We start from the raw sequence: 16,667 nt of genomic DNA, 5'->3' as shown, positions 1-16,667 counted from the left end.
TCCAGACTTGCAGCGATTCATGGCATTTCCCAATTACCGCTGGCTAGACGTTGCGGCAATACTCGGCTTGGCGGGGCTATATTGCCTATTAGCCAAAATTGTACTGTCTTATTTCTCAGAGACCGGTAACATCACCCTGGTGTGGTTTTCCGGCGGATTGGGATTGGCCGCCTTATTGCTGAAAGGCCTTCGCTATTGGCCAGGCATATTTCTGGGCGCGTTCGCCGCCGGCTTGATGGTAGACGACTCGCTCCCACTGTCTTTTGCCATTGCAACGGGCAACACACTGGAATCGGTGACAGCCGCCTACCTGCTAAAACACCAACAGCGTTTTTCTTTAGACTTAACCGAGCCAGGCCACTTTATCTGGCTAACCCTGACCGGCTCCGCTTGCTCGTTGATCAGTGCAGGCATTGGCCCTTTGGCTTTACATCAGGCCGGCTTCATACCGCTAGCGGCTATGCCGCAAGCGATTTTACATTGGTGGATGGCGGATGCTTTCGGTATTGTCACGACTACGCCGATATTATTGGTTTGGCGAAATTGGCCAAAGCAATGGTTTGCTGAAAAGCGCGGCCTGGAAGCGTTGCTGCTGATCATTGTTGCCCTGTTCGCCGGCCAAGTAGTATTCCTCGAAGCTTTCCAGCCTGTCTTTGGCAAAATCGCCCGCGGTTACTGGATGTTTCTGTTTGCCATTTGGGCCGCCCTCCGTTTCAATCGTCATGGCGTGACCCTGATTTCCGGCTTGATTACCATCCAAGCGCTATTCGGTGCCGCACATCATCTAGGCTTTTTCGGCGACGATTTTGAGAAAAGCGAATTGCTGAATCTTTGGTTTTATATATTGGTACTGTCCTGGACCGGCACCACTTTGGCACTTACTCTGCACAAGCAGCAGCTGATTACCTCAGGACTGAGCGATAGCGAAAAACGTTTGAAGGCTATCATCGACTACTCGCCAGTACCCCAGGCCATTTACAACGCCGAAGGCAAGTTCACATTGCTAAATCCGGCTTTCAGCAAAGCTTTCGGTTACACCTTGGAAGACATTGAAACGCTTGACGAATGGTGGCCCAAAGCCTATCCCGACCCAGCCTACCGCCAGAACATTATGGAAACCTGGCTGGAGTTGACTGATAAATCCCGTCGCGTGCAAAGTTTCGAAACCCTCCAAGCGGAAATTCATTGCAAACACGGCGAACGGCGCACGGTGCTCGCCGGTTCGGTATCCCTGGGCGAATCGTATGTCGGAGACAATCTGGCCATTTTGTTCGATATTACCGAGCAACTAAAATCCGAAAAAGCGCTGACCGAATCCCATTTACTGTTGCAGACCATCCTGGAAACCTTACCAATCCGTGTATTCTGGAAAGACCTGAATTCTCGCTATTTGGGCTGTAACGCGCTATTTGCCGGCGATGCCGGACAATCCAGTTCCAGCGATTTAATCGGCAAGGACGACAGTCAACTGAATTGGCGAGATCAAGCCGCAAGTTACCAAGCAGATGATCGCCAGGTGATAACATCGGGGGTAGGCAAACTGGCGTATGAAGAACCCCAAACCACACCTGCCGGCAATACCATTTGGCTACGCACCTCGAAAATACCTTTGCGCAATTCCGATCATGCAATGATCGGCATTTTGGGGATCTACGAAGACATTACCGAAAACAAAGTTCGCGAAGACGCTTTAGCCCAATCGGTTTCCTTGCTAAAGGCTACGCTGGAAGCCACGGCCGACGGCATTTTGGTGGTCAGCCTGCAAGGTCAGATCGTTACTTACAATCAGCGTTTTTTTGAACTGTGGCAGCTGCCCAGCACGGCTGTTGGAGAAGATAAAGACGATATAAAACTTTTGCATTTAGCCGTTAAGCAGCTAAAAAATCCCGATGCGTTTTTCGACAAAGTTCAGGCTCTTTACAATCACCCCGCGGCAGAAAGCTACGATCTGATCGAGTTTACCGATGGCCGGATTTTTGAACGCTATTCCAAGCCACAAAGTATCGCCGACAAAATTGTCGGCCGCGTCTGGAGTTTTCGCGACATCAGTAATCAACATCGTACGGAACAAGCGCTGCAAAAGAAAGAATACTATCAACGCGCATTGCTGGATAACATTCCGCATGCGATTTGGCTAAAAGATACCGATAGCCGCCTGCTGGCCGTCAACCAGGAGTTCGCCAACGTATTTTCCGCCGTCAACCCGGAGGCGCTGGCGGGCAAAAACGATTTCGACATTGCCCCGCCGCAACTGGCCGAAAGCTACGTCGCCGATGACCGGCGCGTGATGGCTTTGCGAGACAAATTGATTGTCGAAGAGGAAATTGTCGATCGCGGCGTGCGCAAATGGTTCGAGACCTATAAAGCGCCTGTAATGGATGAGCAAGGTCAGTTACTGGGTACGGTTGGTTTTGCCCGCGACATCAGCGAGTTGCGCAAAACCGAAGAGAACCTGCGGCTGGCGGCCCTGGTTTATCACAACAGCAGTGAAGCGATGATAGTGGTGGATAGCGATAACACCATCCTCAGCGTCAACCCCGCATTTACCAAGATGACTGGGTATACGGAGGCTGAAGTTGTCGGTAAAAATCCCCATATTCTCAGTTCCGGCGAACATGATACGGGGTTTTACCGAGAATTATGGACCACGCTGCAAACGACCGGTGCGTGGCGCGGAGAAATAAAAAATCGCTGTAAGGATGGTCACTTGTTTGTCGAAGAGCTAGCCATCAACACCATTTATGATGCGGAAGGCAAGCCGCTACGCCGGGTCGCCCTGTTTTCCGACATCACTCAGCGTAAACAGTCCGAGGAACAAATTTGGCGACAAGCCAACTTCGACCCGCTCACCGGTCTGCCTAATCGGCGGATGTTCCGCGACCGCCTGGAACTGGAAATCAAAAAAGCCCACCGCATGGGCCAATTGTTTGCACTGTTGTTTATCGACCTGGACCGCTTCAAGGAAATCAACGATACGCTGGGCCACGATATGGGCGACAACTTACTGAAGGAAACCGCGCGGCGTTTACAGACCTGCGTGCGGGAGTCCGATACCGTGGCGCGCTTGGGGGGCGACGAATTCACAATTATCTTGAGCGAGTTGGACTGTATCGAAGTGTCCGAACCGATAGCTAAAAACCTGCTGCAAAAACTCAGTGCACCGTTTAGCTTGGACGGCGAACTGGCTTATGTCTCTGCGAGTATCGGCATCACGTTTTATCCAAACGACAGCACCGACTTAAGCCAATTACAAAAGAATGCCGATCAGGCCATGTACGCTGCTAAAAACCAGGGCCGTAACAACTACCATTTCTTTACCCAAGCCTTACAGGACGCGCTGGAAGCCCGCGCCGCAATGCTCGGCGACTTACGTACCGCGCTGGCCAATACGCAATTTTTGCTGTGCTATCAACCCATCGTCGACTTGCTGAGCGGCGAAGTGCATAAAGCGGAAGCCTTGCTGCGCTGGCATCACCCAAAACGTGGCTTGATTAACCCGGCAGAATTTATACCGCTAGCGGAAGAAACCGGTCTAATCAGAGAAATTGGCGATTGGGTATTCGAAACCGCGGCACGGCAAGTACAAACCTGGCGTACCACTATCAATCCCGAATTTCAAATCAGCGTCAACAAATCGCCGGTACAATTTCAAAGCCCCGAGCATGCCCCTCAAGACTGGTTCAACTATTTGAATCGACTGGGATTGTCTGGCCAAAGTATTGTGGTGGAAATCACCGAAGGCTTGCTGTTGGACGCCAATCTGTCTGTACACAATCATTTGATGGCGTTCCGCGACGCCGGCATGCAAGTCGCTATAGATGACTTCGGCACCGGGTATTCCGCATTGTCTTATCTGAAAAAATTCGACATTGATTATTTGAAAATAGACCAGTCGTTCGTGCGCAATTTAACGGAGGATTCGAACGACTTCGTACTTTGCGAAGCCATCATCGTGATGGCGCATAAATTGGGCTTGAAAGTCATAGCAGAAGGTGTGGAAACCGAGCAGCAACGCGATTTGCTGACCGCTATCGGCTGCGATTACGGTCAGGGTTATCTGTTTGCCAAACCGCTGCCGGCGGCAACATTTGAACAACAATTCGGTAAATCAGCATAGCGGACTCTCCCGCGCCCCGCCGCCGATGCAGTTATCTTTGTTATCGCACTCGCTGCCGCACAGGCGACAGCGCAGTAGCCGCAATGGCTGTTAATCGAGACACGGGCTTATACGGAAATGCCGGCCACCAAGATTTTGTAGCCGGGTTGATAAATCAGCAGTATCGCTGAGGTATGACAGGCCGCTGCATACTAAACAGGACTAATCACTACGCCATCCGACTGCAAACTCAAGGTCAAGTCACCGCGCAATAGGCCCTGCAACTCCCGGCCAGCCATGTTGTAACGCCAGCCGTGCAACAACAAGCAATCCTCATCGCCGGACAATAATTGTTCCAGATCCTTGCGGGTAGCCAAAATAATGGGATTCAGTGAGTTTTCCTCAGCACGGATCCTGACCACCGCGCTGAGTACATCCAATATCGCTTCATGCTGTTGAGTTTTCTTGCCGGCTTGATCCTTTTCGGCCAAGGGTTTGGGCGGACGTTGTTTGGCACTGTCGATCAATTCGCAAATCGTTTTGCCGTAACGATTGACGGTACGGTCGTTGATGTTGCGGATCTTGGCTAGATCGGCCAAGGTCACGGGTTGTAATTTGCCCAGTTCCAGCAGCAAATCGTCCTGCAACAACCAACTGCGCGGTTTGTTTTCTTGCTGGGCGGTACGTTCGCGCCATTCGGTAAGGCTTTGCATGATAGACAATTGCTTACCGGTCAGCTTGTTTTTGCCACGAATCTTCAACCAGGCATTTTCCGGCGAGAGTTGGTACAGCTCCGGATCGTTCAACAGCGCAAAATCACTCTCCAGCCAATTTGCACGCCCTAACTTATCCAATTGCTCGCACATGATTTTGTAAATCTTGCACAGGTAAATCACATCGTCGGCGGCATACTGAATTTGGTCCTGGCTCAAGGGCCGCTCCGACCAGTCGGTACGAGTATGCGCCTTGCTGAGATTGACGTTTAAAAAGCTGGATACCAGCATCGCATAACCCGGATTTTCCTGAAAACCCAGCAGCGGCGCGGCAATCTGCGTATCGAAAATCGGGCCCGGAATTTTGCCGGTAATCTGGTAAAAAATTTCCAGATCCTGCCGGCAGGAATGCAACACTTTGACAATATTGGGATTGTAAATCGCCTCTAACAGCGGCGTTAAATTGGCAATCGCTAACGGATCGACACAAGCCACCCAGCCCGGCGCGGCTATTTGCAGTAAACAAAACTTGGGGTAATAGGTTTTCTCGCGAAGAAATTCGGTATCCAGGGCGATCCAGGGCTCCTGGCTGATCAGTTGGCAAAGGCTATCGAGTTGATCCGGGCGGTTGATATATTGAATAGTCATAGTCGCTATGGCAATTAACAGGGCTTGCCGAAAAACGGCGTGACTGCGTATTTTACCCCGTCGGGGCGTGATTGACTGAAATATTCCGGCATTGGCCGACCCGATGCAAATCAGGAATTTTTCCTTTTTATTGCCGACAATGGAACCCCCGGCCCTGCTTGTTTACCATGCCGCTTTTGTTTTGTATTCTCAGGTAAATTTATGAAAAAAGTTGCGCTCAGCGTGCTGCCATTGTTCAGCATGCTGCCCTTAGCCGAAGCCATAGCCGCGGAAGTTGCGACCAATCTGGAGGAAGTGGAAGTTGTGGCGGTAACGCCTTTACAATTCGGCGGCGTCGATATCAATAAAATTCCGGCGAATGTGCAAACAGTGTCAGCCGAAAAATTGCAGGAAGCCCAAGCCCTGTCTCTGGCGGACTATATGAACCGCTATCTCGGCAGCGTCAACATCAACGATGCGCAAAACAACCCCCTGCAACCCGATGTGCAATACCGCGGCTTCAGCGCGTCCCCGCTGATGGGCTTGCCGCAAGGCCTGGCAACGTATGTCAACGGTATTCGTTTCAATGAACCGTTCGGCGATATGATCAACTGGGACTTAATCCCTAACGGCGCTATACAGAATATGAGCCTGCAACCGGCATCGAACCCGGCGTTTGGTTTGAATGCGCTGGGCGGCTCGATCAACATCAACACCAAGACCGGTTTCTCGGCACCCGGCCACAGTTTCGAAGCCCAAGGCGGCTCCTGGGACCGCCATTCCGAAGAACTCACCAGCGGTTGGAACAACGGCACCTGGGGCTATTTCCTTGATGCCAAGTATTTCAACGAAAAAGGCTGGCGCGCCCACTCCCCGAGCGAAGCCAAACAAGGCTTCGGCACCCTGAGTTGGCGCGGAGTCAAATCCGGCCTGGACTTAAGCATCGCCGGCAGCGACAACACCTTGCGCGGCAACGGCGCCCTTCCCCAGGAAATGCTGGCATTCGGCCGTGATCAAGTATTTACGCATCCCGACATTACCCGCAACCGGATGATGCTGGTGTCGCTGGCCGGCGATACCTGGCTGAACGACCACAATCAATTATCCGGTACGATGTACTACCGCCGGAATAAGATCGGCACCTATAACGGCGATGGTAGCGAATTTGGCGAATGTATTGATGAAGGCGCTGGCGAGGACAACTTTTTGTGCGCCGAATCCGGCGGCGAGTTGGACGATGAGGGCTTGTTCGATCTAGGCGGCAGTAATATAGCTGCCTCACCAGCGGTCGAGGGCGGCACCATCAACACTTCCAGCACGCTACAGCAATCGTTCGGCTTCGCCTTGCAAAACGCTTTCGACCACAAAATATTCGGCCGCAACAACCATCTGGTAGGCGGGGCCAGTTTCGACCACGGCAACGCCCGCTATCACGCCGACACCCAGCTGGGTTCGTTAACCGCTGATCGCGGGGTGTCCGGGGGCGGGGTATCGTTGCAAGACGCCCATGTCCGCCTGACTACCGAGACCGATCATTACGGTGTATTTTTGACCGACACCTATTCCTTGACCGACAAACTGGATCTGACCGTCTCCGGCCGTTACAACCAATCCCATATTAAACTGCGCGACCATGTCGGCGACGACCTGAACGGCTCGCACTCATTCGACCGCTTCAATCCGGCGGCGGGTCTGACCTACGCCTTCATGCCGGAATTGACCTTTTTCGGTAACTACAGCGAATCGTCGCGGGTGCCGACACCGATGGAGTTAAGCTGCGCCAACCCGGACGACCCTTGCCGTTTGCCGAATGCTTTCGTATCCGATCCGCCTCTCAAGCAAGTAGTCGCCAATACCTTCGAAACCGGGGTGCGCGGCCGGTTGAAAAACTTGCTGCCCGGCTACATGGACTGGAATTTGGCTTTATTCCGCACCATCAACAATAACGACATCATCTTCAAGAGCACCGGCGGTGTCGGCAGCAATGTCGGTTATTTCGACAATGTCGGCTCTACCTTACGCCAAGGTGTAGAAGTGGGATTGGCGGGTAATTTTTACGAGCGCTGGCGCTGGTCTAGCCATTACACCTATATCGATGCCAGCTTCGAAACGCCGTTTCTGGGCAGCAGCCCCAACAATCCGCTGGCGGATGGCGACGGCAATATCCAGGTACAGGCCGGCGACAAGCTACCCGGCATCCCAGCCCATCAGTTCAAGTTCAGCACCGAATTCGACATCGTCTCCGCCTGGACTCTGGGAATGGATATGAATTACAACAGCTCGCAATATCTGCGCGGCGACGAAGCCAATTTGACGGCCAAGCTGCCGGGATTCGTCGTATTTAATTTGCGTAGCGAATACCGCTTCAACAAAAACGTCGCGCTGTTCGGTAAAGTGAGCAATTTGTTCGACCGCCAATATGCCAATTTCGGCACCTGGGGCAATACCGGGGATGTACTTGACGGCGTGGGATTGCCAGGCGACCAACAAAGCCGCTTCGTTGGGGTCGGCGCACCGCGCGCCGCTTGGATAGGCATTCGCCTGACGATGTAGTCCAAACCTGGACGAGGAAAACGGCTGAAATTAGCCGTTTTCCTCGTCCAGCTGATTGTTGTTACGGGTTTGCCTGAATTTATTCGGTTTGATGCGTTTGATGTTGAGGCGATGCGGTCCTATGGACGCTTCGGTCAATAACTGAAAAATATCCGCCGGCATGCCGTCCGGTAACTCCACCAACGTATACGTATCGCGAATGTCGATCCTGCCAATGCGCTTTTTATCGACGCCGGACTCTTCGACCAATACCGCTTGAATATCGTCGCGACTGATTTGGTGCTGGCTGCCGACGGCCAGGCGATAACGTACCATTTTGCCGTTTGCATGCGAACCGCGACTGTGAGGTTGCGGTAGAGGAACCAACAACCTGGGCTGCTGAGTATGCGCGGGATACAGGTTTGGTTGGCTTAGGTAAACCAAGGCCGCGGCGCAAGTCAATAGGTCTATATCCAATTCGGCCGCGGTACGCTGAATCAGCTCCCGTTGCTGGGTCAGGTCTTCTTCGCTGACTATGCGCTGCAAGCGCCTTTTAAACTTATCTTCCTTACGACTTTCGGCAGAGAAAGCGTTCATAGGGCCTTACAATCTATCCAGATCGATTTCCACAAAAGCCTCGTCGCGCAAGCGCCGCAACCATAATTCGGTTTCTTCCTCGATTTTACGTTTACGGATTTCCTCGCGAATCTTGTCTTTTTTGAATTGCTCGCTGTTGTCCTGATTTTCGCGCCCCAAGACCTGGATCATGTGCCAACCGAACTGGGTTTGCACCGGCTGGCTAATCTCGTTAATCGCCAACTTGTTCATCGCTTCCTCAAAAGGCGGCACTAATGCACCCGGACCCACCCAATCCAGCGAACCGCCGTTAATCGCCGAGCCTTTGTCGTCGGAATGCGCGCGCGCCAAATTGGCAAAATCGTCGCCGTCATTGATCCGTTCTCTCAGCGCTATCAAACGCTTCTGCGCTTCGGCGTCGTCCACCAATTCATTGGTCTTGATCAGAATGTGCCTGACCTTGGTTTTGGTAACGATATGCTGTCCGGCACCCTCAGTTTCCAGCATTTTAATGATATGAAAACCGCTGGGACTGCGGATCGCTTCCGAGACATCGCCTTGATTCATCGTCGTCACGACTTCCGTGAACAGGGATGGAATCTGGCCGATGCTGCGCCAACCCAAGTCACCGCCCTTCAAGGCGTTATCGTCGTCGGAGACACTAACCGCAACTTGTTTGAAATCCTTGCCGCCGCGTAAATCGGCGATGACTTGATCGGCCTTGTCCTTAGCTTTTTGAATCGCGGAGGCCGAAGCCGCTTCCGACACCGCAATCAGAATATGCCCCAAATGATACTGGGAATTGCTCTGGCCGGCTTTGCTCTGCGTTTCCATGTAATGCAACACTTCGGCATCTGTAACTTTGACCCGCGAACCGATTTCCCGACCACGTAGCTGGTTGATGATGATTTCGTTGCGGAGATTATCTTCGAACGCTTTGTAGTCCATGCCTTGCTTGGCCAACTCGTTACGAAAACTTTCAACAGACAGGCCGTTCCGGCTGGCTATATCAGCAACTGAAGTGCTGAGCATTTCGTCGCTGACCTGTACGCCCGATTTAGCCGCCAGTTGCCGTTGCAACTTGTCGACCACCATGCGTTCCAACACCTGTTTGCGCAGCACATATTCGGGAGGCATCGTTACATTGTTACTCCGCAATTTACTGACGATGGCCCCAACTTCGTTATTCAGTTCGCGTTCCAGAATCACATCTTCTTCCACCACCGCCACTATCCGGTCCAACACCTGGGCCTGACCCGGAGCCATGTAAGCACACAGGAGCAAACAGAAAATCACTAACCAATTTTTTATCATGCGTTGCTTACTCAAAATAGCTGGCTTTGCGATAGCCTTTCAGGTTGGTTTGCAGGAAGGTATCGACATTGTCACCGAAGCTGGACAGACCTTTCAGTTCCAACTGTACGAAAAACGCCGTTTCCGGTTTGGTGCTAGGATCGATAAAGGCGATGGTATTGGCACCGTTGATAAAGCGCCTGCCCAGAATACGGAAGCGCCAGCAACAGTTTTCCCGCTCCACGCCAATGAAACTTTCCGTGGTTTTATCGAAATTCAAAGAGTACTGCCAGCGACCGAAGCCGTACCATTCGCCAAACAAAGGTAAGCGGAACGATACGTCGGTTTGCGAGATGGTTTGTAAGCTGTCCAAGGGGTTACGACGGTACCGATAGCCGAGGTTCACAATCTGGTTCGGTTGCATATTGTATTTTAACGCCACCTGACCGCGCGCGAAGCCGTTGGCTTCCGGATCCCACTGGGTACCGGTCATATACGACCAATGTTTACTGAATTGGCCACTCAGTTCTCCAACGAAATTGGAGGTATTACTGGTCTCAATCGGCTGGCCAGGCATCGTCACGGTTCTGTCCTGGAAATACATAATCTGTCCCAGACTGACTTTTAAAGGCTCCAAACCGGTATTGGAATCGATAAACCGCGAAACGGTGGCCAGCGTGATCTGATTGGCGTCCTGAATCCTGTCCCCACCAGCGAAACGGTTTTCCCGGAACAAGCTGTAAAAATTGGTATCGTACAGAGCGGTATCGAAGACCGGAATATTGCTTTGATCCTTGCGCGGGATATACAGGTAAAAGGCCTGCGGCTCCAAGGTGTGCAGATACTGCGAACCACCGAAATTAAGGTCTTTTTCGAAATTCATACCGCTGCTAACCGAGAAGATCGGCAAGGTCCGGCTAATAGTACTGGGCTGCCCGGCTAAGGTTTGGTTGCTCAATTGATACTGCGTGTATTGCCCTGTGATTCTCGGGATGAAATACCCGGCGCTACTTTCCAATGGCAAGCTGAGTGACGGGGCAATATTAATCCGCTGACCGTTAACCAGATCGGTGTGATAAAAATGGGTGAACTCGTTATTCATCGCCAGCGTAACCGGCAAACCTTCAAACGCATGCGCCACGTTGAAATTGACGCGAGGCAGCATATCGTAGGGCATCGCGGCATCGGGAATGGTTTTATCCACCGATTGATAATGATATGCCCCCACCGACAAACCTAGAGCGGTGCCGGCAACAGCCCCGCCGTAACTCAGTAATGCGGTACTGGGCAAATAACTGGTATTTTGGAAACCCAAGGCATTGTTCAAGTCGTTGAAATAGGTTTTGTCGGACACATAATTCAAATCCAACAAGGAATTTAAACCGGGTAGCAAACTGGTTTGATCCTTCCAGCTTGCCGAGTAACGGGCCTTGTTGACCAATTGATCGTTGGGCATATATTCCGCAGAAAACGTACCTCTGGATATATCGGTCAGATAGCGGAATTTATTACGTAATTGCTCGCCACGCTTGGTCATGTAACGCGGCGTGACGATATCGTCGAAGTTGGGGGCGATATTCCAATAAAACGGCACGGAAACGTCAAAACCGTTCCGCTGTGTGTTACCCCAAGTTGGCGCCAATAGGCCCGACAGGCGGCGATTGTCGGTAGGAAAGGAAATATAAGGCGTGTACAGCACCGGTACGCCTTTAAATTCCAGCCAGGCGTTTTTCGCTGAACCTTGTCCGCTGTCCCGGTTAATTTTCATCCGCGACGCATGCACAATCCAGTCCTGGTTGCCCGGCGCACAACTGGTAAACGCGGCATCGTTATAACGCGACAAGCCTTTACTCTCGCGATAAACCACTTCGGCATTGCCGCGAAACGGCGCCTCCGCGACGATAAATTGCGCCTTGCGCAAGCGTGCTTCGTCTTTACCCAGGCTCAACGAGGCGGTCTCGCTGGAAAAAGCCAGCTGGTCTTCGCTGTATAACACGCTACCTTGTGCGTCCAAGGTTTCGGCAACCGTATCGTAACTGGCCTTGTCGGCAACCAAATGCTGATCCGCGCGCACCATATCCACATTACCGGCAAAATTAAGCACTTCGCCGTCGAACACTTCCGAAAAATCGGCATTAATATCGGTAGTTGCTGCATCGCGGACCTCGGCGGAGGTGGCTCTGATTTTGCGCTTTTTAGCGCCCCACACTTCACAGCTTTGCCAAGGATCTTTATCAAACTCGGCCCGTAAGGTTTGAAAATCCCGCTCTTGTTTGCGATCAAAGGTCGGCGTAAGCCAAGACGAACCGGACTCATCACTGCCGCTGCCTTCGGCTACGACATGGGCCTCGCCTTTCGGATCGGCACCCACCAGATTACAGTTCCAACCGCTCTTATCATCACCGGTTTTGCAAGTCCAACCGGGCACTTTGCCGGTGTTGGCATTGGCTGTCTCGGTTTTGGGCTCGACTTTTTCCAGCACCGGTTTTTGATTTTCAGTGACTTTAACCCGCAACTTTTGTGGCTCGGCAACAGCTTTTTCCACCGCCTTTTCAACCACCTTAACTTTTTCCGGCTCCGATTCCGGTTTGATCGCTTGCTGAACCGGCGCAGGCACGACGGGAACAGGCGGCTGCGCGACTGTTTCCGGCTGGGTTTGGGCGGGCGGGGTGGGTTTAATCACTTGCGGCTGAGCAGTTGGCTCGTTGCCAGCAGGTGTTTGATTTAGACAAGTCCATTCGCCATTTTTGGTTTGCTCACAATTCCACGCCGCATTATTGGCAGCAGAGGCGACGCCCGTAAAAAACAATAATGCTGAAGAAATTGTATAAAACCGATAATTCATGTCTTGGCGAATGCGGCTAAATTGACTTAGCGGAATGGAAATCGAATAAAATGCTTGTCATCATTTTACCTTAGGTTGACCCGCAATTAATAAAAATGTACGTTTCCAGCTCAGACCGCCGCTTGGCGGAGCTTGTCGATTGGCTCAATAACGACGTCGCTCTCGATATACAACAAATCACCCCGGCTTCCAGCGACGCTAGCTTTAGGCGATATTTCCGAGTTGAGCACCGGGACGGCTGCCACATTGCCATGGATGCACCACCGGACAAGGAAAATACCGAACCGTTCGTACGCATCGCCGGATTGCTGAAACCGAGCGATATTCATATCCCGAATATCTATCAACAGAATAGCCGACAAGGTTTTCTGTTGCTGGAAGACTTAGGCTCCACAAGCTTTCTCGACCGCTTACAAACCGGCGATGCAGAACTGTTGTATCGACAAGCCATGGACAGCTTGTTCAAATTGCAAACCGGCGTAAATCCGCTCGATTGCGGCTTGCCGGTTTACGACAGCGCTCTGCTACTGCGGGAACTCGGTATTTTTTACGAATGGTTTTTGGAAAAACTATTGGGCATTACGATTCCCCATACGCTCGCGACATCTCTCAACGCTATCTTGATCGATTCGGCACTTGAACAGCCGCAAGTCTGCGTGCACCGCGACTTCCACTCGCGCAACCTGATGGTGCTGGAACACAACTCACCGGGCGTTATCGACTTTCAAGACGCCGTCGTCGGCCCTATCAGCTACGATTTGGTGTCGCTGCTGCGCGACTGTTACATCGCTTGGCCCGAACAGCAAGTCATCAGCTGGGCCCAGCAATATCATCAACGCCTGTTGTCAGCCGGACTGCTGAAAGCCGATTTCAATCAATTCAAACGCTGGTTCGATCTGATGGGCATGCAACGCCACCTGAAAGCCGTTGGTATTTTCGCCAGACTGCATCTGCGCGATGGAAAATCCGATTATTTGGCCGACATTCCACGCACCTTGGCTTATATCACCAGGGTTTGCGGGCTCTATCCCGAGTTAACCGAGATGCAGCGGTTTCTGCAAGAACAGGTGCTGCCGCGTGTCGAGGCATCTGCATGAAGGCAATGATTTTAGCGGCCGGGCGCGGCGAAAGAATGCGGCCCTTGACCGACCACACCCCCAAACCCTTATTGAAAGCCGCCGGTAAGGCGCTGATTGAATACACCCTGGAAAACCTGGCACACGCCGGCTTTACCGAAATCGTCATCAACATCGCCCATCTAGGCGCGCAGATTAAAGACTATTGTGGAGATGGTAAGCGCTGGAATGTTTCGATTGAGTATTCAGATGAAGGCGAAACCGCGCTGGAAACCGCCGGAGGCATTGCCAAGGCCCTGCCTTTACTGGGCAATGAGCCGTTCCTGGTGCTTAACGCCGACATTATTTGCGATTATCCCTTGGCCAACTTGCGAACCCAAGCCATTGATCTGGCTCATTTGGTGATGATCAATAATCCGCCGCATCACCCGGAAGGTGACTTTTCGCTGAATGCCGACGGTGTATTGTCGGAACAAGGTTTAAACAAACTCACCTTCAGCGGCATCGGCGTTTATCACCCCAAGTTGTTTGCCAACATCCCGGTCGCCCCGTTAAAACTGAGACCGGTGTTAAACCTTGCCATGCAACAACAGCGGATTAGCGGCGAGAAGTTTTCCGGCCTGTGGATGGACATAGGCACACCGGAACGCTTGGCAGAGCTGAGTGAGCATCATTCACGCCTCAGGGGCCGACATGCCGCGGATGGCATGTATTAGAAAGGTTTGACGACGGCCAGCAAAATTATGGCGACTAAAAACAATACCGGAATCTCGTTGATCCAGCGGAAATACACATGCGAATGCCGGTTGCGATCATGCTTGAAATCCAGCAGCCATTTGCCGCAAAACACATGGTAAACCACCAGCAAGCCCAACAAACCCAACTTTAGATGTAGCCAACCGCTGCCGGCATATAGCATCCAGGCATAATCGCCCAACATCCACACACCAAAGATAAAGGTACAAATCATGCCCGGCGTCATGATGCCGTAGTACAGTTTGCGTTCCATGACTTTGAAGCGCTCGTTGCTGATACTGTCGTCGCTCATTGCGTGATAAACAAATAACCTGGGCAAATAAAACAAGCCGGCAAACCAGGTCACCATAAAAATCAAATGTAAGGCTTTTAACCAGAGCATGAGGTTCCCGAGACTGACTAACGTAAAATTTCGGTGGTCACCGGCGCGGGCATGCCCGGTAACGCGGTGGGAGGCGCGACAATCAACACCCGATTACTGTTTTGTTGCGCTTGTCTTTCCAAAGCTGCCGCTTGACGTTGTTCCGCTTCAACTTGCTGCTGCTGAGCAATCGCACTTTGCTTTAGGGCATTTGTCGATTCGGTTTGGTTTTTCAGTATCGCATCGCGTCTTTCAGCTTCCAGTTTGGCGGCTTTGGCAGCTTCCTGTTCGTTTTGCAGGGCTTCCAGCTTGGCTTTGGCCGCTGCCTCTTGCGCTTCATTGGCTTGAATATCCAACTGCACGGTCTTATCGCTGGTTTGGCAAGGCTTGGCTTGATAAATGGTTTTGCCGTCCTTGCCGATACATTTAAATACTTCCGCGCTTGCCGAGTGATAACTCAGAACCATCGCCAGCATAATTAACACCCTCATCGCACACCTCGCCAAAACGCCATTTGCACGGGCCATAGTTTAGGGTAAAAATTCAGTCTGTTTTCAATAGTTAGGAAAAATCCTTGCGCCAAAATAGCTTATGTCGTTATCCGGCTAGTCAAATCGATTAGGTCCCCAGATCTTGCTCGGTCATCTCCGCCAACGCATCGCGATGTTCGCGGCGAATTAATATTAGGTTTCTGGCATACACAAAAGTACCGGGCAATTGACCCAGAATAATCACGGGATCCACTCGGTGAATACCGTAAGCCAATACGATGACCCCGCCCGACAAACTGAAATACCAAAAACTTACCGGAATCATGCTCTTCTGGTGCCGCTCGCTGTGTATCCATTGCACGATAAAACGCATCATGAACAAGGTCTGGCCCACCAAACCGATGCTGAGCCAAATGATGTCATTCGAGTCCATGATGGATAAGTGGTGCTGCCATTTATCCGCCAAATGCGTAAAAAAATAAACGATTCCATTTTCCATGTTAACGACTCCTAAAATACTCCGGAACAAACGGGTTGAACCAGCAACTAGCCACGCTGAATCTCGCTGACAATCGGCAGGCTATGGCGTTTTTTCAACCAAACCACGCCTAGCAAGTCGACGATGCCAACCAGCGCCCGATCCAAGGTTCCGTACTTCGATGTGCCAAAATTTCTCGGCCTATGATTTACTTTTACGGAAATGACATTCCCGCCCGCCATCCGGATTAACGCCGGCAAGAAACGGTGAATATGATCAAAATAAGGCAAGGCCAAAAACTTATCGCGCAGAAATAACTTCAAGCCGCAACCGGTATCCGGCGTGGCGTCATGCAAAATTGACTGCCGCACCGCATTGGCAAATTTAGAGGAAAACTTGCGCCAACCGGTATCGTTGCGCTTATGCCGAAAGCCGGCCAGCATCCACAATTGGCTGTCGTTTTGCTCGCGCCAGGCCGCGACCAGATGGGGTATATCGGCCGGATCGTTCTGGCCGTCGCCGTCCAAGGTGGCAATCCATGGGTAACGCGCCGCCGACACCCCGGTGTGCACTGCACGGCTTTGTCCGCAACTGCGTTGATGCGTCAGCACGCGCAGAGTCGGATATTGCTGCATTGCACCTTGCAGTTTTAGGCCGGTGTTATCGGTACTACCGTCGTCCACAAAAATCATTTCATAGGTTTCCCCATCGCCCAGCGCACGATGGATTTCCTCGATCAGCAATTCGACATTGTCCGTTTCATTGTGAACGGGGACTACTACGGAAATCTTCATATCTTGGTAAAAGTTGAAAAAGTTGTGAA

The 16,667-nt window shown here is 51.8% G+C and carries 12 protein-coding genes; 4 read left to right on the top strand and 8 right to left on the bottom strand.

From position 1 onward, the window contains the following. Window positions 1–19: 19 nt before the first annotated feature. Window positions 20–4,117: an EAL domain-containing protein gene (locus ACWAU0_RS13420; protein ID WP_458136963.1), complete on the top strand. Its 4,098-nt coding sequence runs from the start codon at window positions 20–22 to the stop codon at window positions 4,115–4,117. A gap of 191 nt (window positions 4,118–4,308) precedes the next feature. On the opposite strand, the gene rnd is transcribed toward ACWAU0_RS13420, so the two are convergent. Further along, on the bottom strand, window positions 4,309–5,457 hold the full coding sequence (rnd, locus tag ACWAU0_RS13415) for a ribonuclease D (protein WP_458136962.1): 1,149 nt from the start codon (window positions 5,455–5,457) through the stop codon (window positions 4,309–4,311). Between the two features lie 201 nt (window positions 5,458–5,658). On the opposite strand from rnd, the gene ACWAU0_RS13410 reads away from it, so the two are divergent. After that, window positions 5,659–7,989 carry a TonB-dependent receptor gene (locus tag ACWAU0_RS13410; RefSeq protein ID WP_458136961.1) on the top strand — a complete coding sequence of 777 codons (2,331 nt, stop codon included), beginning with the start codon at window positions 5,659–5,661 and terminating at the stop codon, window positions 7,987–7,989. A gap of 30 nt (window positions 7,990–8,019) precedes the next feature. Here ACWAU0_RS13410 and ACWAU0_RS13405 read toward each other — a convergent pair whose 3' ends face one another. Genes ACWAU0_RS13405 through ACWAU0_RS13395 form a run of 3 tightly spaced genes read right to left on the bottom strand, consistent with a single transcriptional unit; the run spans window position 8,020 to window position 12,520 of the window. Next, entirely contained in the window at window positions 8,020–8,565 is a 546-nt protein-coding gene (locus ACWAU0_RS13405; RefSeq protein WP_458136960.1) for a DbpA RNA binding domain-containing protein, read from the bottom strand. A gap of 6 nt (window positions 8,566–8,571) precedes the next feature. Next, window positions 8,572–9,858 (bottom strand): peptidylprolyl isomerase, encoded by a 1,287-nt coding sequence (locus ACWAU0_RS13400; RefSeq protein WP_458136959.1) that lies wholly within the window; start codon window positions 9,856–9,858, stop codon window positions 8,572–8,574. A gap of 7 nt (window positions 9,859–9,865) precedes the next feature. Then, window positions 9,866–12,520 carry an LPS-assembly protein LptD gene (locus ACWAU0_RS13395; RefSeq protein WP_494523238.1) on the bottom strand — a complete coding sequence of 885 codons (2,655 nt, stop codon included), beginning with the start codon at window positions 12,518–12,520 and terminating at the stop codon, window positions 9,866–9,868. A gap of 257 nt (window positions 12,521–12,777) precedes the next feature. Between ACWAU0_RS13395 and ACWAU0_RS13390 the strand changes: the two genes are divergently transcribed. Both ACWAU0_RS13390 and murU read left to right on the top strand, forming a co-directional pair. Next, window positions 12,778–13,779, top strand: a complete 1,002-nt coding sequence (locus tag ACWAU0_RS13390) for an aminoglycoside phosphotransferase family protein (RefSeq protein WP_458136957.1) — start codon at window positions 12,778–12,780, stop codon at window positions 13,777–13,779. After that, complete coding sequence (gene murU / locus ACWAU0_RS13385; RefSeq protein ID WP_458136956.1) at window positions 13,776–14,474, top strand: N-acetylmuramate alpha-1-phosphate uridylyltransferase MurU; 699 nt, start codon at window positions 13,776–13,778, stop codon at window positions 14,472–14,474. Before ACWAU0_RS13390 ends, murU begins: the two co-directional genes overlap by 4 nt. Here murU and hemJ read toward each other — a convergent pair. The 4 genes from hemJ to ACWAU0_RS13365 form a co-directional block, all read right to left on the bottom strand. Continuing rightward, window positions 14,471–14,896, bottom strand: a complete 426-nt coding sequence (gene hemJ, locus ACWAU0_RS13380) for a protoporphyrinogen oxidase HemJ (protein ID WP_458136955.1) — start codon at window positions 14,894–14,896, stop codon at window positions 14,471–14,473. The two genes, murU and hemJ, sit on opposite strands and share 4 nt — an antisense overlap. A gap of 17 nt (window positions 14,897–14,913) precedes the next feature. Continuing rightward, a complete protein-coding gene (locus ACWAU0_RS13375; RefSeq protein WP_458136954.1) occupies window positions 14,914–15,366 on the bottom strand; it encodes a DUF4124 domain-containing protein in 453 nt (150 codons plus the stop codon). A gap of 127 nt (window positions 15,367–15,493) precedes the next feature. Beyond that, window positions 15,494–15,865: a lipid-A-disaccharide synthase N-terminal domain-containing protein gene (locus tag ACWAU0_RS13370; RefSeq protein ID WP_033155518.1), complete on the bottom strand. Its 372-nt coding sequence runs from the start codon at window positions 15,863–15,865 to the stop codon at window positions 15,494–15,496. A 47-nt stretch (window positions 15,866–15,912) separates the two neighbouring features. After that, window positions 15,913–16,638, bottom strand: coding sequence for a glycosyltransferase family 2 protein (locus ACWAU0_RS13365; protein WP_458136953.1), 726 nt, complete (start codon window positions 16,636–16,638; stop codon window positions 15,913–15,915). Window positions 16,639–16,667 lie beyond the last annotated feature (29 nt).

Source organism: Methylomonas sp. Uni0009 (assembly GCF_054188105.3).
The sequence above is the reverse complement of the archived record's forward strand: the minus strand, read 5'-3'. Positions and strand labels throughout refer to the sequence as shown.

Excerpts from the sequence above, each read along its gene's own strand:
- ACWAU0_RS13420 (WP_458136963.1), top strand. The coding sequence starts at position 20 with ATGGCATTTCCCAATTACCGCTGGCTAGACGTTGCGGCAATACTCGGC.
- ACWAU0_RS13405 (WP_458136960.1), bottom strand. The coding sequence starts at position 8,565 with ATGAACGCTTTCTCTGCCGAAAGTCGTAAGGAAGATAAGTTTAAAAGG.
- murU (WP_458136956.1), top strand. The coding sequence starts at position 13,776 with ATGAAGGCAATGATTTTAGCGGCCGGGCGCGGCGAAAGAATGCGGCCC.
- ACWAU0_RS13370 (WP_033155518.1), bottom strand. The coding sequence starts at position 15,865 with ATGGAAAATGGAATCGTTTATTTTTTTACGCATTTGGCGGATAAATGG.
- ACWAU0_RS13410 (WP_458136961.1), top strand. The coding sequence starts at position 5,659 with ATGAAAAAAGTTGCGCTCAGCGTGCTGCCATTGTTCAGCATGCTGCCC.
- hemJ (WP_458136955.1), bottom strand. The coding sequence starts at position 14,896 with ATGCTCTGGTTAAAAGCCTTACATTTGATTTTTATGGTGACCTGGTTT.
- rnd (WP_458136962.1), bottom strand. The coding sequence starts at position 5,457 with ATGACTATTCAATATATCAACCGCCCGGATCAACTCGATAGCCTTTGC.
- ACWAU0_RS13400 (WP_458136959.1), bottom strand. The coding sequence starts at position 9,858 with ATGATAAAAAATTGGTTAGTGATTTTCTGTTTGCTCCTGTGTGCTTAC.
- ACWAU0_RS13365 (WP_458136953.1), bottom strand. The coding sequence starts at position 16,638 with ATGAAGATTTCCGTAGTAGTCCCCGTTCACAATGAAACGGACAATGTC.
- ACWAU0_RS13375 (WP_458136954.1), bottom strand. The coding sequence starts at position 15,366 with ATGAGGGTGTTAATTATGCTGGCGATGGTTCTGAGTTATCACTCGGCA.
- ACWAU0_RS13390 (WP_458136957.1), top strand. The coding sequence starts at position 12,778 with ATGTACGTTTCCAGCTCAGACCGCCGCTTGGCGGAGCTTGTCGATTGG.